The organism is Cupriavidus basilensis, assembly GCF_000832305.1.
Lineage (GTDB): Bacteria > Pseudomonadota > Gammaproteobacteria > Burkholderiales > Burkholderiaceae > Cupriavidus > Cupriavidus basilensis_F.
In genome coordinates, this window is the sequence record NZ_CP010536.1 from 3098158 (window position 1) to 3124455 (window position 26298).

The 26298-nt window shown below is 64.3% G+C and carries 23 protein-coding genes; 9 read left to right on the forward strand and 14 right to left on the reverse strand.

All coding sequences use genetic code 11. The features are described 5' to 3' along the window. Positions 1–80: 80 nt before the first annotated feature. The 12 genes from RR42_RS14405 to RR42_RS14460 all read right to left on the reverse strand — a co-directional run bounded on the left by RR42_RS14405 (position 81) and on the right by RR42_RS14460 (position 11813). Positions 81–782 (reverse strand): ABC transporter ATP-binding protein, encoded by a 702-nt coding sequence (locus RR42_RS14405; RefSeq protein ID WP_043348012.1) that lies wholly within the window; start codon positions 780–782, stop codon positions 81–83. After that, on the reverse strand, positions 782–1561 hold the full coding sequence (gene livG / locus RR42_RS14410) for a high-affinity branched-chain amino acid ABC transporter ATP-binding protein LivG (protein ID WP_043348014.1): 780 nt from the start codon (positions 1559–1561) through the stop codon (positions 782–784). Before livG ends, RR42_RS14405 begins: the two co-directional genes overlap by 1 nt. After that, a complete protein-coding gene (locus tag RR42_RS14415) occupies positions 1558–2832 on the reverse strand; it encodes a high-affinity branched-chain amino acid ABC transporter permease LivM (protein ID WP_043348016.1) in 1275 nt (424 codons plus the stop codon). Before RR42_RS14415 ends, livG begins: the two co-directional genes overlap by 4 nt. Before the next feature lie 7 nt (positions 2833–2839). Continuing rightward, positions 2840–3766, reverse strand: coding sequence for a high-affinity branched-chain amino acid ABC transporter permease LivH (gene livH, locus RR42_RS14420; protein ID WP_043348021.1), 927 nt, complete (start codon positions 3764–3766; stop codon positions 2840–2842). A gap of 195 nt (positions 3767–3961) precedes the next feature. Then, a complete protein-coding gene (locus RR42_RS14425) occupies positions 3962–5077 on the reverse strand; it encodes a branched-chain amino acid ABC transporter substrate-binding protein (RefSeq protein WP_043348023.1) in 1116 nt (371 codons plus the stop codon). A gap of 642 nt (positions 5078–5719) precedes the next feature. Then, a complete protein-coding gene (gene gltA, locus RR42_RS14430; RefSeq protein WP_006161619.1) occupies positions 5720–7021 on the reverse strand; it encodes a citrate synthase in 1302 nt (433 codons plus the stop codon). A 40-nt stretch (positions 7022–7061) separates the two neighbouring features. Continuing rightward, positions 7062–7349 (reverse strand): succinate dehydrogenase assembly factor 2, encoded by a 288-nt coding sequence (locus RR42_RS14435; protein WP_006161620.1) that lies wholly within the window; start codon positions 7347–7349, stop codon positions 7062–7064. Between the two features lie 81 nt (positions 7350–7430). Next, a complete protein-coding gene (locus tag RR42_RS14440; RefSeq protein WP_043348027.1) occupies positions 7431–8132 on the reverse strand; it encodes a succinate dehydrogenase iron-sulfur subunit in 702 nt (233 codons plus the stop codon). Between the two features lie 31 nt (positions 8133–8163). Continuing rightward, positions 8164–9942 (reverse strand): succinate dehydrogenase flavoprotein subunit, encoded by a 1779-nt coding sequence (gene sdhA / locus RR42_RS14445; protein WP_043348030.1) that lies wholly within the window; start codon positions 9940–9942, stop codon positions 8164–8166. 3 nt (positions 9943–9945) lie between these two features. Next, entirely contained in the window at positions 9946–10311 is a 366-nt protein-coding gene (sdhD, locus tag RR42_RS14450; RefSeq protein WP_043348033.1) for a succinate dehydrogenase, hydrophobic membrane anchor protein, read from the reverse strand. A gap of 13 nt (positions 10312–10324) precedes the next feature. Beyond that, positions 10325–10732 carry a succinate dehydrogenase, cytochrome b556 subunit gene (sdhC, locus tag RR42_RS14455; protein ID WP_043348036.1) on the reverse strand — a complete coding sequence of 136 codons (408 nt, stop codon included), beginning with the start codon at positions 10730–10732 and terminating at the stop codon, positions 10325–10327. 259 nt (positions 10733–10991) lie between these two features. Continuing rightward, positions 10992–11813 (reverse strand): GntR family transcriptional regulator, encoded by an 822-nt coding sequence (locus tag RR42_RS14460; RefSeq protein WP_043348039.1) that lies wholly within the window; start codon positions 11811–11813, stop codon positions 10992–10994. Between the two features lie 340 nt (positions 11814–12153). Between RR42_RS14460 and RR42_RS14465 the strand changes: the two genes are divergently transcribed. The 8 genes from RR42_RS14465 to RR42_RS14495 all read left to right on the forward strand — a co-directional run bounded on the left by RR42_RS14465 (position 12154) and on the right by RR42_RS14495 (position 22575). Then, positions 12154–13137: a malate dehydrogenase gene (locus RR42_RS14465; protein ID WP_043348041.1), complete on the forward strand. Its 984-nt coding sequence runs from the start codon at positions 12154–12156 to the stop codon at positions 13135–13137. Positions 13138–13265: 128 nt separating this feature from the next. After that, positions 13266–14246, forward strand: coding sequence for an HpcH/HpaI aldolase/citrate lyase family protein (locus RR42_RS14470; protein ID WP_043348044.1), 981 nt, complete (start codon positions 13266–13268; stop codon positions 14244–14246). Positions 14247–14337: 91 nt separating this feature from the next. Further along, positions 14338–15501 carry a bifunctional 2-methylcitrate synthase/citrate synthase gene (gene prpC, locus RR42_RS14475; protein WP_043348047.1) on the forward strand — a complete coding sequence of 388 codons (1164 nt, stop codon included), beginning with the start codon at positions 14338–14340 and terminating at the stop codon, positions 15499–15501. A gap of 194 nt (positions 15502–15695) precedes the next feature. Then, a complete protein-coding gene (locus tag RR42_RS14480) occupies positions 15696–16232 on the forward strand; it encodes a hypothetical protein (protein ID WP_043348050.1) in 537 nt (178 codons plus the stop codon). A 129-nt stretch (positions 16233–16361) separates the two neighbouring features. Beyond that, a complete protein-coding gene (locus tag RR42_RS14485; RefSeq protein WP_043348052.1) occupies positions 16362–17813 on the forward strand; it encodes a bifunctional 2-methylcitrate dehydratase/aconitate hydratase in 1452 nt (483 codons plus the stop codon). Between the two features lie 301 nt (positions 17814–18114). Further along, positions 18115–20820 (forward strand): aconitate hydratase AcnA, encoded by a 2706-nt coding sequence (gene acnA / locus RR42_RS14490; protein WP_043348054.1) that lies wholly within the window; start codon positions 18115–18117, stop codon positions 20818–20820. A 273-nt stretch (positions 20821–21093) separates the two neighbouring features. After that, on the forward strand, positions 21094–21240 hold the full coding sequence (locus RR42_RS40725) for a hypothetical protein (protein ID WP_170301880.1): 147 nt from the start codon (positions 21094–21096) through the stop codon (positions 21238–21240). Between the two features lie 132 nt (positions 21241–21372). Then, entirely contained in the window at positions 21373–22575 is a 1203-nt protein-coding gene (locus RR42_RS14495; RefSeq protein ID WP_043348057.1) for a DUF2863 family protein, read from the forward strand. A gap of 172 nt (positions 22576–22747) precedes the next feature. On the opposite strand, the gene trmB is transcribed toward RR42_RS14495, so the two are convergent. Further along, positions 22748–23422: a tRNA (guanine(46)-N(7))-methyltransferase TrmB gene (trmB, locus tag RR42_RS14500; RefSeq protein ID WP_173430683.1), complete on the reverse strand. Its 675-nt coding sequence runs from the start codon at positions 23420–23422 to the stop codon at positions 22748–22750. A gap of 255 nt (positions 23423–23677) precedes the next feature. Between trmB and RR42_RS14505 the strand changes: the two genes are divergently transcribed. After that, complete coding sequence (locus RR42_RS14505) at positions 23678–25312, forward strand: ABC transporter substrate-binding protein (RefSeq protein WP_052494631.1); 1635 nt, start codon at positions 23678–23680, stop codon at positions 25310–25312. Positions 25313–25384: 72 nt separating this feature from the next. Here the strand turns inward: RR42_RS14505 and RR42_RS14510 are convergent, their stop codons facing one another. After that, positions 25385–26281 carry a spermidine synthase gene (locus RR42_RS14510; RefSeq protein ID WP_043348060.1) on the reverse strand — a complete coding sequence of 299 codons (897 nt, stop codon included), beginning with the start codon at positions 26279–26281 and terminating at the stop codon, positions 25385–25387. Positions 26282–26298: the final 17 nt, after the last annotated feature.

A 26298-nucleotide genomic window follows, 5' to 3' on the forward strand; every position in this document is an offset into this window, starting at 1 on the left:
TCGCCGATGGCGAAAAGGGGGAATGGCGGGGGTCTTCTCCCGCTCGCCCGCCAGGCGGGTGAGCGGGAGAAAATCCGGACTCAACCGCCCAGGTAAGCGCTCTTGATGCGGTCGTTGGCCAGCAGATTGGCGCCGGTGTCCGCCAGCACCACGCGCCCCGTCTCCAGCACATAGCCGCGATCCGCCACGCCCAGCGCCTTGTTGGCGTTCTGCTCGACCAGGAACACTGTGACGCCCTCGTCACGAATGGTCCGGATGATGTCGAAGATCTGCGCGATCACCAGCGGTGCCAGGCCGAGCGTCGGCTCGTCCAGCAACAGCAGGCGGGGCCGGCTCATCAGCGCGCGGCCGATGGCCAGCATCTGCTGCTCGCCGCCGGACATGGTGCCGGCGCGTTGCGTGGAGCGCTGCTTGAGCCGTGGGAAGAGCTTGTAGACGTGCTCGACGCCCGCCTCGATCTCGTCGCGCTTGCCGAAGAAGGCGCCCATCTTCAGGTTGTCCAGCACCGTCAGGCTGGGAAACACGCGCCGCCCCTCCGGCGAGATCGCCATGCCGAGGCGCATGATCTCGTGCGTGGGACGGCGCGTGATGTCCTGCCCTTCAAACATCACGCGCCCGCTCGAGGCGCGCGGCGAGCCGCACACGGTCATCATCAGCGTGGTCTTGCCAGCGCCGTTGCTGCCGATCAGCGTGACGATCTCGCCCTTGTTCACCTCAATCGATACGCCAGACAGCGCTTCGATCGCGCCGTAATGGGTATGGACTTGTTCCAGCTTCAGCATCAGTCCTCTCCCAGGTAAGCCTTGATCACGCGCGGGTCGTTGCGCACTTCGGCCGGTTTGCCGACCAGGATCGGGCGGCCGTGTTCCATCACCAGGATGCGGTCGGACACGCCCATCACCAGGCTCATGTCATGCTCGATCAGCAGCACCGAGATCTTGTGCTCGCGCCGCAACTGGTCAATCAGCTGCGACAGCTCGACCTTTTCCTGCGGGTTGAGGCCGGCAGCCGGCTCGTCGAGCATCAGCAGGCGCGGATTGGTGATCATGCAGCGCGCGATTTCCAGCCGGCGCTGGTGGCCATACGACAGCGTGCCCGCTTCGCGGTTGGCCACGCCACGCAGACCCATGCGCTCGAGCCACAGCGCGGCGCGCTCCAGCGCCTCGCGCTCGGCGCGGCGATAGGCCGGCGTGGCGAACAGCCCGCGCAACAGGCCGGAGCGCACCTGCAAGTGTTGCGCCACCAGCAGGTTCTCCACCACCGTCAACTGCTTGAACAAGCGGATGTTCTGGAAGGTGCGCACCAGCCCGCGGCGAGCCACCTGGTGGCTCGGCAGGCGGGCGATGGAATGCCCGTCCAGCATGACCTCGCCGGCGGTGGGCTTGTAGAAGCCGCCCACGCAGTTGAACACGGTGGTCTTGCCCGCGCCGTTGGGGCCGATGATGGCGAAGACCTCGTCGCGGCGCACATCGAAATCGATGCCGTCGACCGCCAGCAGGCCGCCGAAGCGCATCTGCAGACCGGAGACTTTCAGCAGTTCCGCTGATTGAACTTGGCTCATTGCGGCAACTCCACGTGGGGGCGGCTCGCGGGCAGCAGGCCCTGCGGACGCCACATCATCATCAGCACCATCACCAGGCCGAAAATCAGCATGCGGTATTCGGCGAAGCCGCGCGCCATTTCCGGCAACGCCGTCAGCAGGATGGCGGCCAGGATCACGCCCAGCTGCGAACCCATGCCGCCCAGCACCACCACCGCCAGGATCAGCGCGGACTCGATAAAGGTGAACGATTCGGGATTGACCAGGCCCTGGCGCGCGGCGAAGAAGGCGCCGCCCAGGCCGGCAAACGCCGCGCCCAGCGTGAATGCCGACAGCTTGATGCGGGTCGGGTTCAGGCCGAGTGAGCGGCAGGCGATCTCATCCTCGCGCAGCGCTTCCCACGCGCGCCCCATCGGCATGCGGATCAGCCGGCTGGTGACGAACAGCGTGAAGCCCACCAGCAGCAGCGCCAGCAGGTAGAGGAAGATCACCATGTGCTCTCCGCTGTAGTCCCAGCCCAGCAACTCATGAAAGGTCTTGACGCCTTCCACGCTAGCGCTGCGCGCCATCTCGATGCCGAACACGGTCGGCTTCGGGATGCCCGACACGCCATCCGGTCCACCAGTGAGGCTGGTCAGGTTGTTGAGCAGCAGGCGAATGATTTCGCCGAAGCCCAGCGTGACGATGGCCAGGTAGTCGCCGCGCAGCCTCAGCACCGGAAAACCCAGCACGAAGCCAAACAGCGCCGACATGCCGGCAGCGATCGGCAGGCACTCCCAGAAGGTCAGGCCGAAGTACTGGTTGAGCAGCGCGTAGGTGTAGCCGCCGACCGCGTAGAAGCCGACGTAGCCCAGGTCGAGCAGGCCGGCATAGCCCACCACGATGTTCAGGCCGAGGCCCAGGATCACGTAGATCAGCGCCAGCGTGGCCACGTCCACCGCGCCGCGCGAACTGAAGAACGGGAACACCAGGCCAACCGCCAGCAGCAGCCAGATCACCTTGCGCTGCTGGGTCGCGCCCAGCGCGGGCAGGCTCGGCACCTTGATGCCGGCCGTGGCGCGCTGGAACAGCGGCTTGAAGAGCTGGAACAGGAAGACCGCGCCCACTGCCAGCCACACCGGCTGCCAGTGCGGCTCGAGCACGACCTTGTAGCCGTCGAGCTTCAACTGCAGCCCCAGCACGGGAATGGTCAGGATGGCCGTCATCACGGCCGCGACGATGGCGTTCTTCAGGGTCTGCCCTGCCGGCGCGCCCTGCGTCATGCCGATTGGCGTAGAAATAGCTTGTGTCATAGCGTCCTCACACCTTTTCAACGTCAGGCTTGCCCAGCAGCCCGGTCGGGCGGAACAGCAGGATCAGCACCAGCAGGCCGAACGCCACCACGTCCTTGTACTCGGCAGGCATATAGCCGGAAGCAAAGGTCTCGGCCAGGCCCAGCAGCACGCCACCGAGCATGGCGCCCGGGATGCTGCCGATGCCGCCCAGCACGGCCGCGGTGAAGGCCTTGATGCCCGCCACGAAGCCGATATACGGGTTGAGCTTGCCGATGGTCAGGCCGATCAGCACGCCGCCCACCGCCGCCAGCATCGCGCCCAGCACGAAGGTGAAGGAGATCACGCGGTTGGTGTCGATGCCGAGCAGGTTGGCCATGCGCATGTCCTCGGCGCAGGCACGGCAGGCGCGGCCCATGCGCGAGTGGCCGATGAACAGCGTCAGCGCGAGCATCAGCACCAGCGTGACGCCGACGATCAGCAGGCGCGAGTACGGTACGGTCACGGTGAAATCGCTGCCCATCTGGAACTCGATGGCGCCGGAGATCAGCACCGGCACGGACATGTCGCGCGCGCCCTGCCCGATCTGCACATAGTTCTGCAGGAAAATCGACATGCCGATGGCGGAGATCAGCGGCACCAGCCGCGGTCCGCCGCGCAAGGGGCGGTACGCTACCCGCTCCACGGCGAAACCATACAAACCGGTGACCAGGACGGACACCAGCAAGGCGGCGCCCAGCACCAGCGGCAGCGGATAGCCCGCGCTCGCGCCGATGGCGGTGAGCGTCACCAGGCCCACGTAGGCGCCGATCATGTAGATCTCGCCGTGGGCAAAATTGATCATGCCGATGATGCCGTAGACCATGGTGTAGCCAATGGCGATCAGCGCATAGATCGCACCCAGCGTCAGGCCATTGACCAGTTGCTGGGTAAACTGTGGAAGGAACTCGTTCATGCGGGAAGCCCCATAACTTTGAAGCTGGAGAAGCCGGCGTTGCAGGAGGTGCGCAAGCGCCGGGCCGGCTCCGTAATGCCGGATATGCCCAGGCCCCGGGCGCGGCGGATAAACCGCGCCGGCCGGGCAACCGGACCCCGATACCAAAACGCCCCGCTCAAGCCATGAGCGGGGCGCGCAAAGCCAATGTGCGGCTTAGTTGGCAGCGGTCTTGGTGGCGTCCTTGTGCCAGGTAAACACAACGAACTTGAACGACTTCAGGTCGCCCTGCGCGTCGTACTCGACCTTGCCGATCGGAGTCTGGAAGGCGTTCTTGTGCATGTACGCGGCAACCTTGGTCGGGTCGGTGCTCTTGGCGCCGGCGATGGCGTCGCCAATGATCTGGACCGCGGCGTAGGCCGGCATCTGGAACGGACCGTTGGCGTCACGCTTCTTGTCGGCGAAGGCCTTGACCAGCGCGGCGTTGGACGGATCGGCGGAGAAGTCGGCCGGCAGCGTGACCAGCATGCCTTCCGAAGACGCGCCGGCGATGGCCGTCACGTCCTTGTTGCCCACGCCTTCAGGACCCATGAAGGTCGCCTTGACGCCCTGCTCGCGCGCCTGGCGCAGCAGCAGGCCCATTTCCGGGTGATAGCCGCCGAAGTAGACGAAGTCCACGCCTTGCGACTTGAGCTTGGTAATGACGGCGGAGTAGTCCGAATCGCCGGCGTTCACGCCTTCGAACACAGCCACGGGGATCTTGGCCGCTTCCAGGTCCTTCTTCACCGACGAGGCAATGCCCTGGCCGTACGACTGCTTGTCGTGCAGGATCGCGACCTTCTTGGGCTTGATCTTGGTGATGATGTACTGGGCAGCGGCCGGGCCTTGCTGGTCGTCACGGCCGATGGTGCGGAAGATGAACTTGCGCTTCTTGTTTTCGGTCAGCTGCGGCGCGGTGGCCGACGGCGTCACCATGACGATGCCTTCGTTCTCGTAGATGTCCGAAGCCGGGATGGTCGAGCCCGAGCACACGTGGCCGATCACGTAATGGATCTTCTGGCTGACGATCTTGTTGGCTACCGCCACGGCCTGCTTCGGTTCGCAGGCGTCGTCCATCATCACCACTTCGAACTTGTTGCCGCCCGCGCCGCCGGCGGCATTGATCTGCTCGATGGCGGTCAGCGCACCCGCCTTGACCATGTCGCCATACTGGGCAACCGAGCCGCTCATGGGGCCGGCAATGGCAATCTTGATGGTTTCAGCGTTGGCAGCGGCGCCCAAAGCGCACAGGGCCGTGGCCAGGGAGATGGACGTAAGACGGGACAGCGTCATTCAGGAGCTCCTCGATTATGGTTGGGTCATGGGCTGAGACGGCATGACCTGCGCAATCGAACAACACCCGCGAGCTAAAACCTGGGAAAGACGCCCGAGACGCGGAAGACGGGCCTGCAGATAAGAAGCGTGTGCGGGGCCCGGCATGTGTCAGCCCTCCTGTGCAATCGATGCAATGGAAGACCTTGGTTCGGAAAGACAACGTTGATGCGTTCTCTATTGCGCAGGTGATTCGCCTGCCCCGCTCGCCTCAACGCAGTCCGGAAGGGTGGCCCGGCTGCTGTCGGCAAAGCAGCCCGCATTATAGGGTCAAATTCCGCGCCGGATGGCACATTTGCACAACAAATGAGGATCTTAATGGTAGTAACACAGCACAAAGCGTCGGAAATTGGCGTTATCGCCACGTTTCACGCAATAAATCTTTTGCGCCGCACAAGCGCTGCCAGACCTGGAGGACAAGGCCTTGGCAGGGCCGGCGCGTTCGGTATTGCTGCGCCGCCCCGGCGAGTCGTTTCGCGTCTTGGCTGAAGGCTCCGATCTGCGCCCATGCTGGGCGCACCAACAGCAAAACGCCCCGGCCAGGGCCGGGGCGTTTCATGATGCATGCGGCGCCGTGACTGCCGGCGCCACCTTACCGGGGCATTAACGCGTGCCCATATCCGGCACGTTGCGGCTTGCCGCGCCGTTGAACAGCTGGCGCGGACGGCCGATCTTGTATTCCGGATCGGTGATCATTTCTTCCCACTGCGAGATCCAGCCCGGGGTGCGTGCCAGGGCGAAGATGCAGGTAAACAGCGACGTCGGGATGCCGAGTGCGCGTTGCACGATGCCCGAGTAGAAGTCGACGTTCGGGTACAGCTTGCGGCTGACGAAGTACTCGTCTTCCAGCGCGATCTTCTCCAATTCCATGGCGAGCTTGAACAGCGGGTCGTTGTGCAGGCCCAGTTCGTTCAGCACTTCATAGCAGGTTTCGCGCATCAGCTTGGCACGCGGATCGTAGTTCTTGTACACGCGGTGGCCAAAGCCCATCAGGCGCACGCCCGAGTTCTTGTCCTTGACCTGCTTGATGAACTCGGTGATGTTGTCGACGCTGCCGATTTCCTCAAGCATCTTGAGGGCGGCTTCGTTGGCGCCACCGTGAGCCGGGCCCCACAGGCAAGCCACGCCGGCAGCGATGGCGGCGAACGGGTTGGTACCCGAGGAGCCAGCCAGGCGCACCGTGGAGGTGGATGCGTTCTGCTCGTGGTCCGCGTGCAGGATGAAGATGCGGTCGAGCGCGCGCTCGAGCACCGGGTTCACCTTGTACGGAGCGCACGGCGTGGAGAACATCATCTGCATGAAGTTGCCCGAGTAGGACAGGTCGTTCTGCGGATAGATGTACGGCTGACCGATGTTGTACTTGTAGGCCATGGCGACCAGGGTCGGCATCTTGGCGATCAGGCGGATCGCGGAGATTTCGCGCTGGTGCGGATCATCGATGTCCATGGCGTCGTGGTAGAACGCGCTCATGGCGCCCACCAGGCCCGTCAGGACGGCCATCGGGTGGGCATCGCGGCGGAAGCCGCGCAGGAAGAACTGCATCTGCTCGTGAACCATGGTGTGGTTCATCACGGCGCCCACGAATTCTTCCTTCTGCTTGGCATTGGGCAGTTCGCCCTTGAGCAGCAGGTAGCAGGTTTCCAGGTGGTCGCACTTGGTGGCCAGCTGCTCGATCGGGTAGCCGCGGTACAGCAGCTCGCCCTTGTCCCCGTCGATGTAGGTGATCTTCGAATTGCACGAAGCCGTCGACATGAAACCGGGGTCATAGGTGAACTTGCCGGTCTGTCCGTACAGCTTGCGAATATCGATTACGTCGGGGCCAACGGTACCCGTATAAATCGGCAGCTCAACGCTGGGGGAACCATCGGAAAACGATAGCGTGGCTTTCACATCGGACGGCGTCATGTCGGTTCCTTCTAATGCTGACTAATAATGTTGACGAAACTCAGACCGAACGCAGCAGGGCAATCACGTGCTGCATCGGGGGCGTGTCGAGCTCACCGTCCAACTCCTTGCGCGCAAGAAGCAGGTCCATCAACTCGTTGTCGCTCAGCTCGAAGAGTTCGGAGAGCGAGGCCACGTCCTGGTCGGAGAGGCTTTCTTCGTAACGGTTGAAAAAACGTTCGACGATGATGTCGTTCTCCAGGAGGCCGCGCCGCGCGCGCCAGCGCAGTCGTGCACGCCGGTGCGGGTCGGCCTGGTGGGAGAAACTGGGGGAAACACTTTCGGTCATAGGTACCTACTTCCGGCGCGCCGGTCGGGTATGCAGTTTGATAGCCCGGACTGACGCGCCGCTTACAACAACCGCGCAGGATCAGACCGAGCGGCGAACCATCAGCTCTTTGATCTTGCCGATGGCCTTGGTCGGGTTCAACCCCTTCGGGCAAACATCGACGCAGTTCATGATGCTGTGGCAACGGAACAGGCGGTACGGGTCGTTCAGGTCGTCCAGGCGCTGGCTGGTCGCCTGGTCGCGGCTGTCCGCGATAAAGCGATAGGCTTGCAGCAGGCCGGCCGGGCCGACGAACTTGTCCGGGTTCCACCAGAACGACGGGCACGACGTCGAGCAGCTTGCGCACAAGATGCACTCATACAGGCCGTCCAGCTCGTCGCGTTCCTCGGGCGACTGCAGGCGCTCTTTCTCGGGCGGCGGCTCGTCGTTGATGAGGTACGGCTTGATCGAGTTGTACTGCTTGAAGAACTGCGTCATGTCGACGATCAGGTCGCGCACCACCGGCAGGCCGGGCAGCGGACGCAAAACGATGCGTTCCGGCAGCTCAAGCATGTTGGTCAGGCAGGCCAGACCGTTCTTGCCGTTGATGTTCATCGCGTCCGAACCGCACACGCCTTCGCGGCACGAGCGGCGGAACGAGATGGTTTCGTCCAGCTTCTTCAGCTTGACCAGCGCGTCCAGCAACATGCGCTCATGACCGTCGAGCTCGACCTCGTACGTTTGCATGCGGGGGGCCGCATCCTTGTCCGGGTCGTAGCGGTAGACTTCGAAAATACGCTTCATTTCTGTGGGTCCTGTGGGTCCTACGCGGTGCTTAGAAGGTCCGGGCCTTGGGGGGAACGCTTTCCACCGTCAGCGGGTTCATCTTCACCGGCTTGTAGTCGAGGCGGTTGCCTTCGCTGTAGAACAGCGTGTGCTTGAGCCAGCTCTCGTCGTCGCGATTCGGGAAGTCGCTGTGCGCGTGCGCGCCGCGGGATTCCTTGCGGGCAGCGGCCGAAATCATGGTGGCCTTGGCCACTTCCACCAGGTTGGCCACTTCCAGGGCTTCCACCAGCGCGGTGTTGAAGACCTTGGACTTGTCCTTCAGATGGATGTTGTCAGCACGTTCGGCCACTTCGAGGATGCGCTCGACGCCTTCGTCCATCAGCTTCTGCGTACGGAACACGCCCGCATGCGACTGCATGTTCTTGCGGATGTCGTTGGCCACGTCCTGGGTGTATTCACCCGACGACGACGATTGCAGCTTGGCCAGGCGCGACATGGCGCGGTCGGCAGCATCGGCCGGCAGCGGCTTGTGCTCCTTCTGCTTGATCGAGGTCGCCGCGATGTGGTTGCCGGCCGCGCGGCCGAACACCACCAGGTCCAGCAGCGAATTGGTGCCCAGGCGGTTGGCGCCGTGCACCGACACGCAGGAGCATTCGCCGATCGCGTAGAAACCGTTGATGACTTCGTTGGGGTTGCCGTTCTTCGGCGCCACCACCTGGCCATTGATGTTGGTCGGGATGCCGCCCATCTGGTAATGGATGGTCGGCACCACCGGGATCGGTTCCTTGATCGCGTCGACGTTGGCGAACTTGACACCGATCTCGCGGATCGACGGCAGGCGCTTCATGATGGTGTCGGCCCCGACGTGCGTCAGGTCCAGCAGCACGTAGTCGCCGTTCGGGCCACAACCGCGGCCTTCCTTGATTTCCTGGTCCATCGAGCGCGAGACGAAGTCGCGCGGCGCCAGATCCTTCAGCGTCGGCGCATAGCGCTCCATGAAGCGTTCGCCGTCCTTGTTACGCAGGATGCCGCCTTCCCCGCGCACGCCTTCGGTGATCAGCACGCCCGCGCCGGCCACGCCAGTCGGGTGGAACTGCCAGAACTCCATGTCTTCCAGCGGCACGCCTGCGCGCGCTGCCATGCCCAGGCCGTCACCGGTGTTGATGAAGGCATTGGTCGACGCGGCATAGATACGGCCGGCGCCACCGGTGGCGAACAGCGTGGTCTTGGCCTCGAGGATGTAGACCTCGCCGGTTTCCATTTCCAGCGCGGTCACGCCCAGCACATCGCCGTCGGCGTCGCGGATCAGGTCCAGCGCCATCCACTCGACGAAGAAGTGTGTCTTGGCGCGCACATTGCGCTGGTACAGCGTGTGCAGCAGTGCGTGGCCGGTACGGTCGGCAGCCGCGCAAGCGCGCTGGACCGGCTTCTCGCCGTAGTTCGACGTATGGCCGCCGAACGGACGCTGGTAGATGGTGCCGTCGGCGTTACGGTCGAACGGCATGCCGAAGTGCTCGAGCTCGTAGACGACCTTGGGAGCTTCACGGCACATGAATTCGATTGCGTCCTGGTCGCCCAGCCAATCGGAACCCTTGATGGTGTCGTAGAAGTGATAGTGCCAGTTGTCCTCGCTCATGTTGCCGAGCGAAGCGCCAATGCCACCCTGCGCCGCCACGGTGTGCGAGCGCGTCGGGAAAACCTTGGAGAGCACGGCTACATTCAGGCCGGCTTCCGCGAGCTGGAGGGATGCGCGCATCCCAGCGCCGCCCGCCCCGACGATGACCACGTCGAAGCGACGACGCGGCAATCCTGTCTTGACTGCGACCATTTATTACACCCTCCAGAGAATCTGAGCTGCGTAGCCCGCACAACCGACGAGCCACAGAATCGTAAGAACTTGCAGCACGAGGCGCACGGCCATCGGCTTCACATAGTCCATCCAGATGTCGCGCACGCCAATCCAGGCGTGATACAGCAGCGACAGGATGGTGAGGAACGTGATGATCTTCATCCACTGGTTGGAGAAGAGACCCGCCCACGCTTCGTAGGAAGCGCCGTTCGAGAGCAGGAAGGCGACTGCCAGCACGATGGTGAAGACCACCATGATGACAGCGGTGACGCGCTGCGCGAGCCAGTCTTTGAGACCGTAGTGCGCACCGACGACCAGACGCTTGGGACCGATATTATTATTTGCCACGTTGACTCTCTCCTCAGAACAGGCCGAACAGCTTCAGGCCGAACACAGCGGTGAGCAACAGGCTGATGACCAGCACGGCAACAGCGGACTTCGCCGAAGCGGGCTTGGTCACGCCAACGTGCACGTCGAGCAGCAGGAAACGGATGCCGGCGCAGAAGTGGTGCAGGTAACCCCAGATCAGAGCCAGCAGAACCAGCTTGACGAAGCCACCGGACAGAAGCGCCGAGAACTTTGCGAAGCTCAGTTCGGAAGTGACGCTCTGCTCGAAGAGATACAGGATGAAAGGAAGGAGGAGGAACATCAGAGCGCCGCTTGCGCGATGCAGGATGGACACCTTGCCGGCCCAGGGCAACCTGTAACGCGCCAGCTGCGTCACATGGATGTTCCGGAACTCCGGCCTGGCTTGTTTGGCTTCAGCCATTGCTAGACCCCATTTGCGATAAACAAAAAACGAAACTTCTGAGCGCCCTGGATGCAAATGGATGCAGCCGGAGCAAATCCCGATAATTTTAGCGCCTTTGTTGCGCGGCGCACCAATAATTTTCAGCTATCGCGCACCAACATGGCGTGCCCGACAATCGCACGCAACCATGCCGCGAGTGATCACCCCTGCTTTACGCAACAGCGGCGGCTGCCGTGGCTGCAACAGCAATAATCGACATGGATTGCATTCCGGCGTATCAACTCAAATCGTTCTGATAATAGTGCCGGGTGGTTACATACAAGCCGCGGCGGACTTCGACGGGCCGGTCGCCATAGGTGAAAGAGACACGCTCGACAGACAAGAGCGGCGTGCCAGCGTCCACGGACAACAGTGACGCGGTGGCCTGGTCGGCGGCCACCGCGCGGATTTTTTCGGTCGCCCGGATCATGCGCGTGCCGAACTCGGCCTCGAACAGCGCATACATCGGGCCCTTCCATTCGGTCAGCTTCTCAGCCGTCAGGCCCTTGAAGTTGGTGCCCAGCAGCCAGATTTCGTCCAGCACGGTCGGCTCGCCGGAGAAAAACAGCACGCGGCGGATCTGCACCACACCATCGCCGGTGCGGATATCGAGAAGGCGTGCGATTTCGGCCGGCGCGCGCAGGCGCTTGCATTCCAGCACCTGGCTGGCCCCATAATGGGGCTCGCCCTCGTCGGGCACCAGGCGCAGGAAGCGGAACTTCACCCCATCCTCGTGGTGTGTCGTGACAAAGGTGCCCTTGCCCTGGCGGCGCGCCACCAGGTTCTCGGCGGCGAGCTCGTCGATGGCCTTGCGCACCGTGCCCTGGCTGACCTTGTAGCGGGCCGCCAGGTCCATTTCACTGGGGATCATGTCGCCGGGCTTCCATTCGCCGGACTGCAGGCTCTGCGTGATGAGCGCCTTGATCTGCTGGTAGAGTGGGCTGAATGTTGGCGAGGCCGCCGCCGCGGACGGCTGCGTCCCGGCGCCGGACGTAGCGGCACCGTTATCCTGCACTGCAGCAACGGCAGTGCCGGCGAGGGACGGGGGCAGGGATGACATAGGCGAATTTCACCACAAAACGAGGAAGCGCGTCCACCCCGCCATCAAATGTCTTATGTCTTATATAAGACATATGAATTGACAACACAAATGGGCAGGCCTACACTCCCGCAGGTTTCACGCCGACACCCGCTCTGGATACGGCACCCCTCTTCGCAGTAGACTTACGCTTTGTCGCACCCCATGACCCGTTGTGGCTCCCTCCAGTCGGTATCGCTAGCAGCGCGCCGGCGGATTGCCGCTTGCCGCCGTGGCGACAAACCCGCAACCGGTGACATCCGGGCTACCTCCCGGCCAGGCACCGACCAGTTTCCCCCTCTTCTTGTTTGGAGAATTACTCATGGCTAAAGCCCCAATGCGCGTCGCAGTCACCGGCGCCGCTGGCCAGATCGGCTACTCCCTGCTGTTCCGCATCGCCAATGGCGACATGCTTGGCAAAGACCAGCCGGTCATCCTCCAATTGCTCGACCTCCCGCAAGCCCAGGCCGCCGTCAAGGGCGTGGTGATGGAACTGGAAGATTGCGCATTCCCGTTGCTGGCCGGCGTGGTGATCACCGATGACCCCAAGGTCGCGTTCAAGGACGCCAACGTTGCGCTGCTGGTCGGTGCCCGTCCGCGTAGCAAGGGCATGGAGCGCAAGGACCTGCTCGAAGCCAACGCACAGATCTTCACGGTGCAAGGCAAGGCGCTGGACGAAGTCGCCGCCCGCGACATCAAGGTGCTGGTGGTCGGCAACCCGGCCAACACCAACGCCTACATCGCGATGAAGTCGGCTCCGAGCCTGCCCAAGGAGAACTTCACCGCCATGCTGCGCCTGGATCACAATCGTGCCCTGTCGCAAATCGCCGCCAAGACCGGCAAGCCGGTTGCGTCGATCGAGAAGATGTTCGTCTGGGGCAACCACAGCCCGACCATGTATGCCGACTACCGCTACGCGACCGTCGACGGCCAGAGCGTCAAGGACCTGATCAACGACCACGCCTGGAACAACGACGTGTTCCTGCCGACCGTTGGCAAGCGCGGCGCCGCCATCATCGAGGCCCGTGGCCTGTCGTCGGCAGCTTCGGCCGCCAACGCTGCCATCGACCACGTGCATGACTGGGTCCTGGGCTCGAACGGCAAGTGGGTCACCATGGGCATCCCGTCGGACGGTTCGTACGGCATCCCCGAAGACACCATGTTCGGCTTCCCGGTGACCACCGCCAACGGCAAGTACGAAATGATCAAGGGCCTCGAAGTCGACGCCTACAGCCAGGAAAAGATCAATATCACGCTCAAGGAACTGGAAGAAGAGCGTGCCGGCGTGCAGCACCTGCTCGGCTGATCCAGGATCCAGGCAGCGCCAATGACCAGACCGGAGCCTCGCATCGATTCACGAATCGGCGCAGGCTCCGGTTTTTGCATTCTGGCGCCCCGCCCCTGCCTCCCTCAACCGCTATTCGATTGAATAAAGTGCATCCTTCCGAGGTCTTGTTCCAGGGCGAAGCCATTCCGACGCAACTGCCGGTCTGCGACCACTATGCCGGCAACGAAAAGCTGATGTTGAAATCGCTTGCCCTGCAGCAAGAGCTTGGGCCCGTCTTCGACATCACCTTCGACTGCGAAGACGGCGCCGCCGTCGGGCTGGAGCGCGAGCACGCCGAGTTGTGCGCACGCCTCATCAACAGCCCGCAAAACCACTTCAACCGCGTGGGCGTGCGCATCCATGACCCGGCGCACCCCTGCTGGCGCCAGGACATCGACATCCTGGTGGGCAGCGCCGGCGCCCGGCTGGCCTATGTGGTGGTGCCCAAGGTGACCGATGTGGTCGAGGTCGCGCGCGTCACCGACCACATGAACCAGGCGGCCCGCGCCGCGGGTATCGCACGGCACATCCCCATTCATGTGCTGATAGAGACGCATGCCGCATTGGACCAGGTATTCGACATCGCCCGCCTCGTGCAGGTGGAATGCCTCAGCTTCGGGCTGATGGATTTCGTTTCCGCCCACCACGGTGCCATCCCGGGCGACGCCATGCGCTCGCCGCAGCAGTTCGAGCACCCGCTGATCCGGCGCGCCATGCTGGAGATCTCGGCCGCCTGCCATCGGTACGGCAAGGTGCCCTCGCATAACGTCAGCACGGATATCGAGCAGCCATTCCGCGCCGGAGACGATGCCCTGCGCGCCCGGGCCGAATTCGGCTACCTGCGCAAGTGGAGCATTCACCCGAGCCAGATCCAGCCGATCGTGGCGGCCTTCCGCCCCAGCGGCACGGAGATTGGCGCGTCCAGCGAGATCCTGCTGGCCGCCTACGAGAACAACTGGGCGCCGATCCGCCACCAGGGCCAGTTGCACGACCGCGCCAGCTACCGGTATTACTGGTCGCTGCTGCAGCGGGCGCACGCCACCGGTGCTGATTTGCCCGGCACGGTGCTCGAACGCTTCTTTGCATGAGCGTTGCCTGGTGTACGCCAGGCGATGACCACGGTGTGCCACAGGAGCGACCCCGCGCTTGGCTCGGGTAAGAGACCAGACAGGAGACACGATGTCAGAGCAGCAGCCAGTCCCGCAGAACGCCCCGAAGCCGAAGAAATCCGTCGCCCTGTCGGGCGTGACCGCCGGCAACACCGCGCTGTGCACGGTCGGCCGTACCGGCAACGACCTGCACTACCGCGGCTACGACATCCTCGACATCGCCGAGACCTGCGAATTCGAGGAAATCGCCCACCTGCTGGTGCACGGCAAGCTCCCCACCCGCGCCGAACTGGCTGCCTACAAGGCCAAGCTCAAGGCCCTGCGCGGCCTGCCCGCCAACGTCAAGGCCGCCCTCGAATGGGTGCCCGCCAGCGCCCACCCGATGGACGTGATGCGCACCGGCGTGTCCGTGCTCGGCACCGTGCTGCCGGAAAAGGACGACCACAACACCCCAGGTGCGCGCGACATCGCCGACCGCCTGATGGCCAGCCTGGGCTCCATGCTGCTGTACTGGTACCACTACAGCCATAATGGCCGGCGCATCGAAGTCGAGACCGACGACGACACCATCGGCGCGCACTTCCTGCACCTGCTGCACGGCCAGAAGCCGTCCGCGCTGTGGGAGCGCGCCATGCAGACCTCGCTCAACCTGTACGCCGAGCACGAGTTCAACGCCTCCACCTTCGCCGGCCGCGTGATCGCCGGCACGGGCTCGGACATGTACTCGTCGATCTGCGGCGCCATCGGCGCGCTGCGCGGCCCCAAGCACGGCGGCGCCAACGAAGTGGCGTTCGAGATCCAGAAGCGCTACGACAGCCCGGACGAGGCGCATATCGACATCTCGCGCCGCGTGGAGAACAAGGAAGTGGTGATCGGTTTCGGCCACCCGGTGTACACCACCGGCGACCCGCGCAACCAGGTGATCAAGGAAGTGGCGCGGCGCCTGTCCAAGGATGCCGGCTCGATGAAGATGTTCGACATCGCCGAGCGCCTGGAAACCACCATGTGGGACGCCAAGAAGATGTTCCCCAACCTCGACTGGTTCAGCGCGGTGAGCTATCACATGATGGGCGTGCCCACCGCCATGTTCACCCCGCTGTTCGTGATCGCGCGCACCTCGGGCTGGGCTGCGCATATCATCGAGCAACGCATCGACAACAAGATCATCCGCCCCAGCGCCAACTACACGGGCCCGGAAAACCTGAAGTTCGTGCCGATCGGAAAACGGAAATAGGCTGGGCAGGCCGCAAACCGCCTTGCCATGTAGGGAAAGCGCCCTTGGCCGGCCTGGAGTTGCACCGAATTATGTAACGGATGGTAGGGGCACTACGCCCCGACTTTCAAATCGTAGAGAATAGCGGCGGATATGACTGCCGGCCTTGCCGGCAAGCCACCACTATTGACCCAACCCCAGAAGGAACCCACAGAATGAAGCATCTTGTCCTCGCCGCCTGCATCGGCGCCTTTACGCTGACCACCGCCGGCGTTGCGATGGCCCAGGAACCGGCCAAGAAGGCCGCTCCCGCCAAGAAGGCCCATGCGAAAAGCACCAAGAAGACCGCGGCCGCAGCGCCCGCAGTCGTCCCGAGTGGCGAAAAATGGCAGTGCGAACTGGGCCATGTCCTGTACATCGGCGGCAACATGCGGCGCGATGAAGTCATCACCGTGAACTGGGAGGGCAAGGAATACCGCCTGCCCCGCCTGTCCACCGTAACCGGCGCCGACCGCTACTTCGACGCCCGCTCCGGGCTGGACCTGGTCGTGATCCCGAGCAAGGCCATGCTGTTCAACAAGAACGCCGGCCAGCGCCTGGCCGACGAGTGCCAGACCGCGGACATGCAGGCTGGCGGCTCGGCCCCGACCCAGGCTGGCGCGCTGCGCGCTCCGGTAGCCACCCCGCTGCTGATCGCCCCGGCGGCACCGGCAGCCGATGCTTCCCAGGCACCGGCCGCCCCCAAGCAGTAAGCACCAACCTATAAGCAGTAAGCGCAGTAAGACCAGTAAGCGGTAATCAGTAGTAAGGGGCCGTAGCCTGGCATCGTCCGGCTACGGCGCCATGGGCACCAGGAAGCACAAATATCCGAGGGATATCCCATGTCCGCGCCTATTTCGAACGTCCGCCCCGAACCGGACCCGGTCATGGCCGACATCGTCGACTACGTCACCAGGTATCAGGTCAAGAGCGCGCTTGCCTACGACACGGCCCGCAACTGCCTGATCGACACGCTCGGCTGCGGCCTGGAAGCCCTGTCGTATCCGGCCTGCACCAAGCTGCTGGGCCCGATCGTGCCCGGCACGGTGGTCCCCAACGGCGCCAAGGTGCCCGGCACCCAATTCCAGCTCGACCCGATCCAGGCCGCCTTCAATATCGGCGCCATGATCCGCTGGCTCGATTTCAACGACACCTGGCTGGCCGCCGAATGGGGCCACCCGTCCGACAACCTCGGCGGCATCCTCGCCACCGCCGACTGGCTCTCGCGCAACAACGTGGCCGCCGGGCGCAAGCCGTTGACCATGAAGGACGTGCTCACCGGCATGATCAAGGCCCATGAGATCCAGGGCTGCATCGCGCTGGAAAACGCATTCAACAAGGTGGGCCTGGACCACGTGGTGCTGGTCAAGGTGGCTTCCACCGCCGTGGTTGCGCAGATGCTCGGCCTTGCCGTTGACGAAATCCTCAACGCGGTGTCCCTTGCCTGGGTCGACGGGCAAGCGCTGCGCACCTACCGCCACGCCCCCAATACCGGCAGCCGCAAGAGCTGGGCCGCCGGCGACGCCACCAGCCGCGCGGTGCGCCTGGCGCTGATCGCCCGGACCGGCGAGATGGGCTATCCCTCGGTGTTGAGCGCCAAGGGCTGGGGCTTCTACGACGTACTGTTCAAGGGCCAGCCCTTCAGGTTCCAGCGCCCTTATGGCACCTACGTGATGGAGAACGTGCTGTTCAAGATCGCCTTTCCGGCCGAATTCCACGCGCAGACCGCGGTGGAGGCCGCCATGACCCTGCACGGCCAGCTGTGCGCCGCAGGCAAGACGGCAGCGCAGATCAGGCAAGTCACCATCCGCACCCACGAGGCCTGCATCCGCATCATCGACAAGAAAGGCCCGCTGGCCAATCCCGCCGACCGCGACCACTGCATCCAGTACATGGTGGCGGTGCCGCTGCTGTTCGGCCGGCTGAGCGCCGAGGACTATGAAGACAAGATAGCGGCGGACCCGCGCATCGACGCCCTGCGCGACAAGATCGTGTGCGTGGAGGATCCGCGGTTCACCGCCGACTACCACGACCCGGACAAGCGCTCCATCGCCAATGCGCTGACCGTTACGCTGGACGACGGCACGGTGCTGCCCGAAGTCGTGGTGGACTACCCGCTCGGCCACAAGCGCCGGCGCGACGAGGGCATCCCGCTGCTGGTGGAGAAGTTCAAGACCAACCTGGCCCGCCGCTTTCCGGCCAGGCAGCAGCAAGCGATCCTGGCGGTGTCGCTGGATCAGGCGCGCCTGGAGGCCATGCCGGTCAATGAGTATGTCGACCTGTACGTGATCTGAGTGATCTGAGTGAACTGGGTGGCCTGAGCAAAAAACAGGGCCGATTCGCGTGCGCCAAAGCCAATGGGGCTGACGGCGGCTGACGCCTTGGCCTAAAATCCACGCGGCACGTACCTTGGTTTAGCGATTCAGCAGCAAAGCAGTCCTGCACGATCAATCAGCAAGAAAAGCAGTAGGCATGAACACGGCGCGCAACCCGCGCCGCGCGCCGCGCGGCAACCCTGCTTCTCCGGCAGCCGGCGGCGATAGACGATTTACGAGTCCAAGCAAGTCCGCACCATCCTTCGATTGGAGTAAGGCAATGCCCCACAATCTCAATAAGACTCTGAAAGAATTCAAGATCGGCCCGTCGAGCAAGGGCCAGTTCTACTCCCTGCCGCAACTGGGCAAGGCACTAGGCGTGGCAGTCGAGCGCCTGCCGGTATCGATTCGCGTCGTGCTGGAATCCGTGCTGCGCAATTGCGACGGCAAAAAGGTCACCGAGGAGCACGTCAGGCAGCTCGCCCACTGGAAGCCCGTCGCCGAGCGTGTCGACGAGATCCCCTTCGTGGTTGCGCGCGTGGTGCTGCAGGATTTCACCGGCGTGCCCTTGCTGGCCGACCTGGCCGCCATGCGCAACGTGGCCGAGAAGATGGGCAAGAACCCCAAGAAGATCGAGCCGCTGGTTCCCGTGGACCTGGTGGTCGACCACTCGGTGCAGATTGACCACTTCCGCGAAAAGAACGCGCTGGACCTGAACATGAAACTGGAGTTCCAGCGCAACAACGAGCGCTACCAGTTCATGAAATGGGGCATGCAGGCCTTCGATACCTTTGGCGTGGTGCAGCCGGGCTTCGGCATTGTGCACCAGGTGAACCTGGAGTACCTGGCCCGCGGCGTGCACAAGAAGGACGGCGTGTACTACCCCGACACCCTGGTCGGCACCGACAGCCACACCACCATGATCAACGGCATCGGCGTGGTGGGCTGGGGCGTGGGCGGCATCGAGGCGGAAGCCGGCATGCTGGGCCAGCCAGTCTATTTCCTGACGCCCGACGTGGTCGGCGTGGAGCTCAAGGGCCGCCTGCGCGAAGGCGTGACGGCAACCGACCTGGTGCTCACCATCACCGAAATGCTGCGCCGCGAGAAGGTCGTCGGCAAGTTCGTCGAGTTCTTCGGCGAAGGCACGGCCAGCCTGGCACTGCCGGACCGCGCCACCATCGGCAACATGGCACCGGAGTACGGCGCCACCATGGGCTTTTTCCCAGTCGACGAGAAAACCATCGACTACTTCAAGGGCACCGGCCGCACCGAAGAAGAAATTGCCGCCTTCGAGGGCTATTTCCGTGCCCAGAAGATGTTCGGCGTGCCCAAGGCCGGCGAAATCGACTACACCAATGTGGTCACGCTGGACCTGGGCACCGTGGCGCCCTCGCTGGCCGGCCCCAAGCGCCCGCAGGACCGTATCGAAATCGGCAACGTCAAGTCCACCTTTGCCTCGCTGTTCGCCAAGCCGACCGCCGAGAACGGCTTCAACAAGGACATCGCGGAACTCGACAAGACCTACACCACGGCCGACGGCGTGAACGTGAAGAGCGGCGACGTGCTGATCGCCGCCATCACGTCCTGCACCAACACCTCCAACCCGAGCGTGCTGCTGGCTGCCGGCCTGCTGGCCAAGAAGGCGGTGGAAGCCGGCCTCAAGGTGGCGCCGCATATCAAGACGTCGCTGGCCCCTGGCAGCCGCGTGGTGACGGAATACCTTCAAGCCGCCGGCCTGCTGCCGTACCTGGAAAAGCTGGGCTTCGGCGTGACCGCCTACGGCTGCACCACCTGCATCGGCAACGCCGGCGACCTGACGCCGGAACTGAACGAGGCCATCACCAGGAACGACCTGGTGGCCGCCGCCGTACTGTCGGGCAACCGCAACTTCGAAGCACGCATCCACCCGAACATCCGCGCCAACTTCCTGGCCTCGCCGCCGCTGGTGGTGGCCTACGCCATCGCCGGCAACGTTACGCGCGACCTGATGACCGAGCCGGTGGGCACGGGCAAGGGCGGCCGCGAGATCTACCTGGGCGACATCTGGCCGACCTCGGAAGAAATCCACGCGCTGATGAAGTACGCGATGGACTCGAAGGTGTTCAAGATCAACTACGAGCAGGTCAAGAAGCCGAGCAAGCTGTGGGCCAAGGTCAAGGGCACCAAGGGCCAGGTCTACGACTGGCCGAAGTCCACCTATATCGCCGAGCCGCCCTTCTTCGACGGCTTCGGCATGGAGCCGGCCGCCACGCAGTCGAGTGTGCGCAATGCGCGCGCGCTCGGCGTCTTCGGCGACTCGGTGACCACCGACCACATCTCGCCGGCCGGCTCCATCAAGGAATCGTCGCCCGCGGGCAAGTACCTGCTGGCCAACGGCGTGCTCAAGGCGGACTTCAACAGCTACGGCTCGCGCCGCGGCAACCATGAAGTCATGATGCGCGGCACCTTTGCCAATGTGCGCATCAAGAACCTGATGCTGCCCGTCAAGGCCGACGGCTCCCGCGTGGAAGGCGGCGTGACGCTGCATCAGCCTTCCGGCGAAGCGCTGTCGATCTACGACGCTGCCATGAAGTACATCGCCGAGGGCACGCCCACCGTGGTGTTCGGCGGCGAAGAGTACGGCACGGGCTCGTCGCGCGACTGGGCGGCCAAGGGCACCCAGTTGCTCGGCGTGAAGGCCGTGATCACGCGCAGCTTCGAGCGCATCCACCGCTCCAACCTGGTCGGCATGGGCGTGCTGCCCCTGCAGTTCAAGGGCAGCGACAGCGTGCAGACGCTCGGCATCGTCGGCGACGAGACCTTCGACATCGAAGGCATCGAAGGCGAACTGAAGCCGCAGCAGGACGTGACGCTGGTGATCAAGCGCGCTAATGGCGACGTGCAGCGCGTGCCGCTGCTGCTGCGCATCGACACCCCGATCGAGGTCGACTACTACAACCACGGCGGCATCCTGCCGTTCGTGCTGCGTCAGTTGCTGGCTGCCTGAGCGCAATGCCCCTGGCCCTTCGGGGCCAAGGGGTGACGCCGCTGGCTCTGCGCCTCTTTCTGAGGCCATGGCCAGCGGCGTTTTTCTTTGGGGCGCCATCCGCGCCGGCCCTAAAGCGCATCAGCCGTCGCTTGCACCGGGCTTACCCCAAGTGTTGACCGGTGTAAGTTCCACGCAAGGCTGCCCTGCCAAACTGCCCGGCATCCACAAAGAAAACGCCTTGCGCGGGACAGCCCTGCCGGCCGACCCCGCCTGAAACGCACAGGAGACATCATGGCAAAGATTTTCATCGCATTCGTCGTCATTGCCGGCGCCGCACTGTATATGCTGTCAAAAGGCGGCGACATCTCGATGGGCGGCGAGCAGCACGGCGTGGAAACCCACGCGCCGGAGGCGGCGCAAGCGCCCGCGCAGAAGTAAAACCCGGTCGGTTCCGCCGCTGCGCGGCGCTGCCTGACGCAATGCAATACAGCCGCCCGGCCCCCTGGCGGCTTTTTTTGTCAACGCAGCGAGTAGAATACCGTTTTACCGAAAAACGGATGATTTCGACTTATGGCAGGTTTTCGCCCCAAGGCTTCCCAACGTCTTTCGCCTGACGCCGAGCGTCTGGTGGCCGATGCGCTTGCGCTCGATGCCTCGGGCAGCCGCATGGAGGATGGCTACTGGGAGCGGCGTCTTTCGCAACGCCTGGGCCGGCTCCTGAAGAACGGCAGCCAATCCGCGCTCGACGCGGCGCTCGAACACCTGTTCAAGCACAACGCCGACGCCTCCGACGTGCTCGCCGAGCAAGCCGAGACCCTGGCCGAATCGGCTACCGTCGAAATCGACGGCGTCACCTACGACGCCCTGCTGATCGCTGCGCCCATCCTGGCCCACACCCGCTACGCCATCCCGTCCGGCGCGCTCAAGCCCGAGCTGTCGCAGACGCTGGCTGTGCACATGCAGGCGCATGTGCTGGCGGCCAACACCAAGATGGCGCTGTCGCCCTACCTGTACAGCATCGACCAGCTGCCGCGCACGCACAGTGACACCTTTGCCCTGACCTACAAGCTGGTATCGGCCGCCATGGCCGGCACCACGCCCAAGGTCGACCTGCGCGACCTGCCGGAAACCGCGCCGATCCTGGCCGATCCGCGCTACCTGCTCGCCGTGGTGGTGGCGCCGCACGAGCAGGCCCTGTTCCGCTGGCAGGAAGACGCCAAGGAGCACCATGCCGAGCGCAGCGTCTGCCTGGAGCAATGGCGCACCCAGGTGCAGCCCTCGATCGCGCTGCTGATGCCCGGCTGTGAGTTCGACCTGCTGCTGCCCGACGCCTTCTTCCTGTCCTGCCGCGAATCCGACAAGAGCATCCGCCCGCTGACCGTGCGCGCCGCCGTCAACTACCTTTGCGGCACGCTGGATGTGCCGGCCGGCCAGATGGCGGCCGTGGTGGCGGCATTCGGCGAAGAGGAAGTCGAGGAATACCGCGTAGGCTTCACCATGCGCGGCGAGAAGGATGTGATCTACGGCATCGTCTGGCCGGTGTACGGCCGCGAGTCCGGCGAGATCGATGCCAGCGAGAAGGACAACCCGCTGGAGCAGATCTGCGAGGAACTGCGCAACGCCGGGGTGGAAGACATCTTCCGCCACGCCGCGCTGTTCGACCCCGAGTATTGCGAAGACTGCGGCACGCCGCTTTACGCCGACCGCTCGGGCGAGATCGTCCACGCCGAGTTGCCGGAAGACGCGCCCACGCAGCAGCCGCTGTTCCACTAAGAGGCTGTTTCAAAATGAAGCGAAGCGGTTCTGGCTAGGCGCGCGGCCGCAGACAGTACAAGTGGTACGGCAAGTCCGCGCAACGACGCCAGAATCTTTTTGAAATGGCCTCTAAACTGCGTCGCTTCGCCCTGAGTGACCAACGGCCCGCCTTGCGCGGGCCGTTTTTCCTTCAGCCGGCCGCCGCCGGGCTGACGCAGCGCCACAGCGCATGACCGGAGGCCGCGTACTTGCGCTCGAACGGCGTGATGGCCTCGGCCGGCTGCCACAGTTCGACCTGCGCAGGCCGGCCAACCAGCGCCAGGGCCTGGGCAAACTCGTCGATATAGACCTGCCAGTTGCTGCGGCATTCCAGATACCGGCCGCACGCAGCCAGCGCCGGGAACACCGCATGCCCCTGCCAGCGCCGCCCCAGGTGGCCGATCTTGGGCCAGGGGTTGGGATACAGCACGTAGTGGCGATCCACCGCGATGCGCTCCGACTGCAGCAGCCGCCAGACGTCGACCAGGTCCGCGCGCGCCCAGGCAAAATTGGCCGGCATCGGGCCGTCCCACCAGTCCTTGCCCCCGGTCAAGCGCTTTTCCGACTGATCCACGCCGATCACGAAATGCCCGGGGAACGCCGTGGCCAGGCGCAAAGTGCTCTCCCCCACGCCACAGCCAGCGTCCAGGATCAGCGGGGCCGCGCCGGCCTGCTGCCATTGCTGCAATGCAAGATCCAGCGCGCGCCGGCTTGGCTCGCCGATGGGCTTGCGAAAGGGCTCCGCCAGGTGGCGGGCAAGGCGCGCCTCGAGGTGGTCGTGGACATCGGCCTGTGCCGAGGTGATGGTGCGGGAGTTGGCAAACATGGGCGGGATTCTACCCGGCTGCCGAGCGCCGCGGGCACGCCGGGGCTTGCGGCTCTGGCGACGGGCGTGGACAAATGCCATCCACGGCTGCGAGCATAAGGATATGACGTCGATGTCGCACGCAGATGTCGTTTTGACGGCACAATGCGGGCAACCGGGGTGGACAAGCGGGCCGTCCAAGCATGTCCCGCCACCCCATCTGAGAACCCGCCGCCGCCCCATCCTGGCGGCGGCCCGTACGAGGAGCGCATCCCGATGACCGCCACACGCCGCACACGCCACACTTCCAGCCTCACCGCCATGATGCCGCGCCGCGCGCTGCTGCAAGCCGGTGCCGCGCTCGCGCTCAGCAGTGCCGCGCTGATGCTGTTGCCTGCCGGCGCGGCGCAGGCCGAAGACCTGCGCATCGGCTTGTCCGCCGATGTGACCTCGATGGACCCGCAGTGGAACAACTCCGGCCCCAACAACGCCATCGCGCTGCATATCTTCGAGTCGCTGGTGTTCCTCGACAAGAACGCCCGCTACATCCCCGGCCTGGCGCTGTCGTGGAAACCGGTCAACGCCATCACCTGGGAAATCAAGCTGCGCCCCAACGTGAAATGGCATGACGGCACGCCCTTTACCAGCGAAGACGTCAAGGCCTCGCTCGAGCGCCCCGACAAGCTCACCAACAGCCCGGGTTCCTTCACCAGCTACACCAAGCCGATCGCGCGCATCGACACGCCCGACCCGTTGACCGTTCGCCTGACCATGAGCGTGCCGAACTACGCCAACCTGGCCAACGACCTGAACAGCGTGCCGATCATGCCGAAGAAGGTAGCCGCCACGCTGAGCCAGGCGGATTTCGACTCCGGCAAGGCGATGATCGGCACCGGCCCGTTCAAGTTCGTGCGCTTCGCGCGCGGGCAGGAAATCGTCATGGCGAAGAACCCCGACTACTGGGGCCCGAAGACGGAATGGGATCGCGCGATCTTTCGCATCATCACGGACAACGGCGCGCGCAGCGCGGCACTGCTGTCCGGCGACGTCGACGTGATCGAAAGCGTCCCGTCCGCGGACGTGGCCAAGCTCAAGCAGAACCCCAAGTTCCGCATCGAGCAGCAGGTCTCGTGGCGCACCATCTTCTGGCAGATGGACCAGTCGCGCGACAACCCGCCCTACGTCACCGACAAGGCCGGCAAGCCGCTGGGCAAGAACCCCTTCAAGGACGCACGCGTGCGTGCCGCCATCAGCCACGCGCTGAACCGCGACGCCATCGTCAGCCGCATCATGGAAGGACTGGCCGTGCCGGCCTCGTCGATCGTCTCGCCGCAGATCTTCGGCCACCCCGGCACCAAGCCGGATGCCTATGACCCCGAAGGCGCCAAGAAGCTGCTGGCCGCGGCTGGCTATCCGGATGGCTTCGGCCTGACGCTGCATGCCACCAACAACCGCTACCTCAACGATGCCGCCGTGGCACAGGCCACCGCCAGCATGCTCACGCGCATCGGCATCCAGACCAAGGTGGAAACGCTACCGGTAGCCGCGTACTTCACCCGCGCGCGCCAGGGCGACTTTGCGTTCGAGATGCTGGGCTGGGGGTCGGCGGCGGCCGACGTGGCGCTGCGATCGATCACTGGCACGCCGAACCCCAAGACGGGATACGGCACGTGGAACTGGGGCAAATACAGCAATACCCAGCTCGACCAGCTGATCGAGAAATCGCTGACCACGGTGACCAGCGACAAGGCCCGCGAGGAGAACGCCCGCGCCGCAGCCAGGTTTGCTATGGCCGACCACGCCATCATCCCCTCGCACAGCCAGCTGGCGATGTGGGCCATGCGCAAGGACCTGAAGTACGAAGCGCGCACCGACGAATGGTCGCTGGCGCAGTTCTTCCACAAGCAGTAAGAGAGAGGCGGAGATGCAGAGAGGCGGCGTCGGGCACTGAACCCGGCGCCGCCAGCGACCTGGCGGCTTGGATCAGATCCGCAGGCCGTCTTCCTGGTTCGCGTTCGCCGCGCGCAAGCCCTTCACCCATTCCCGCGCCGGCAAGCCGGTCGTATCTTCCAGCACCTTCGCGCGAGTCTCCAGCACATCCCACGATACATCGATCGCCGGCCCATTGAAGGCAAGCGCAATGACATTGCCGTCGTGCACTTCGGGGAACACCAGCACGCGGTTATCGAACGCTTCGCAGATCCGCACGATGTTCTTCGGGAAGCTGTCGTGGTCGCCGAACAGGTTGATCGTCATCACGCCCGGCGCCTTGAGCACGCGGCGGCACGCCTTGTAGAACGCCGTGGTGTCAAGCACCGGCCCGCGCGCGGTGGCGTCATACAGATCCACCTGCAGCACATCCAGCGCGCCGGTGTGCGCGCCATCCATCACGTAGTCCCACGCATCCTGCTCCCGCACGGTAAGGCGCTCGTCGTCTTCACGCAGGCCGAACATGCTGCGGCCCGCAATGATCACGGCCGGGTTGAGCTCCACCGCCGTCACCCGCGCGCGGCTGAACTGGCGATGGCAGAACTTGGTGAGCGCTGCCGCGCCCAGGCCCAGCTGCGTCACGTGAAACTCCGGCGCCGAGGGCGACAGGAACAACAGCCATGCCATCATCTGCTGCGCGTACTCCAGCTCGATGGCATCGGGCTTGCGCAGGCGCATGGCGCCTTGCACCCATTCGGTGCCGAAATGCAGGTAGCGCACGCCGTCCATCTCGGAGAAGGTCACCGGCGCAAAGCGCGGAGTCATGCGCTTTTCCTCGCGCTGCGCAGCTTGCGCGCCGCGTGCGCCGCGTCCGTCCTCAGGGCTGCGCGCGCCGCGCGCGGGACGGCGCGAGGCCACGGCTTCAATCGATTTGCGTTTGAGAAGAGTCATGGTGGTCAGGAAGAATG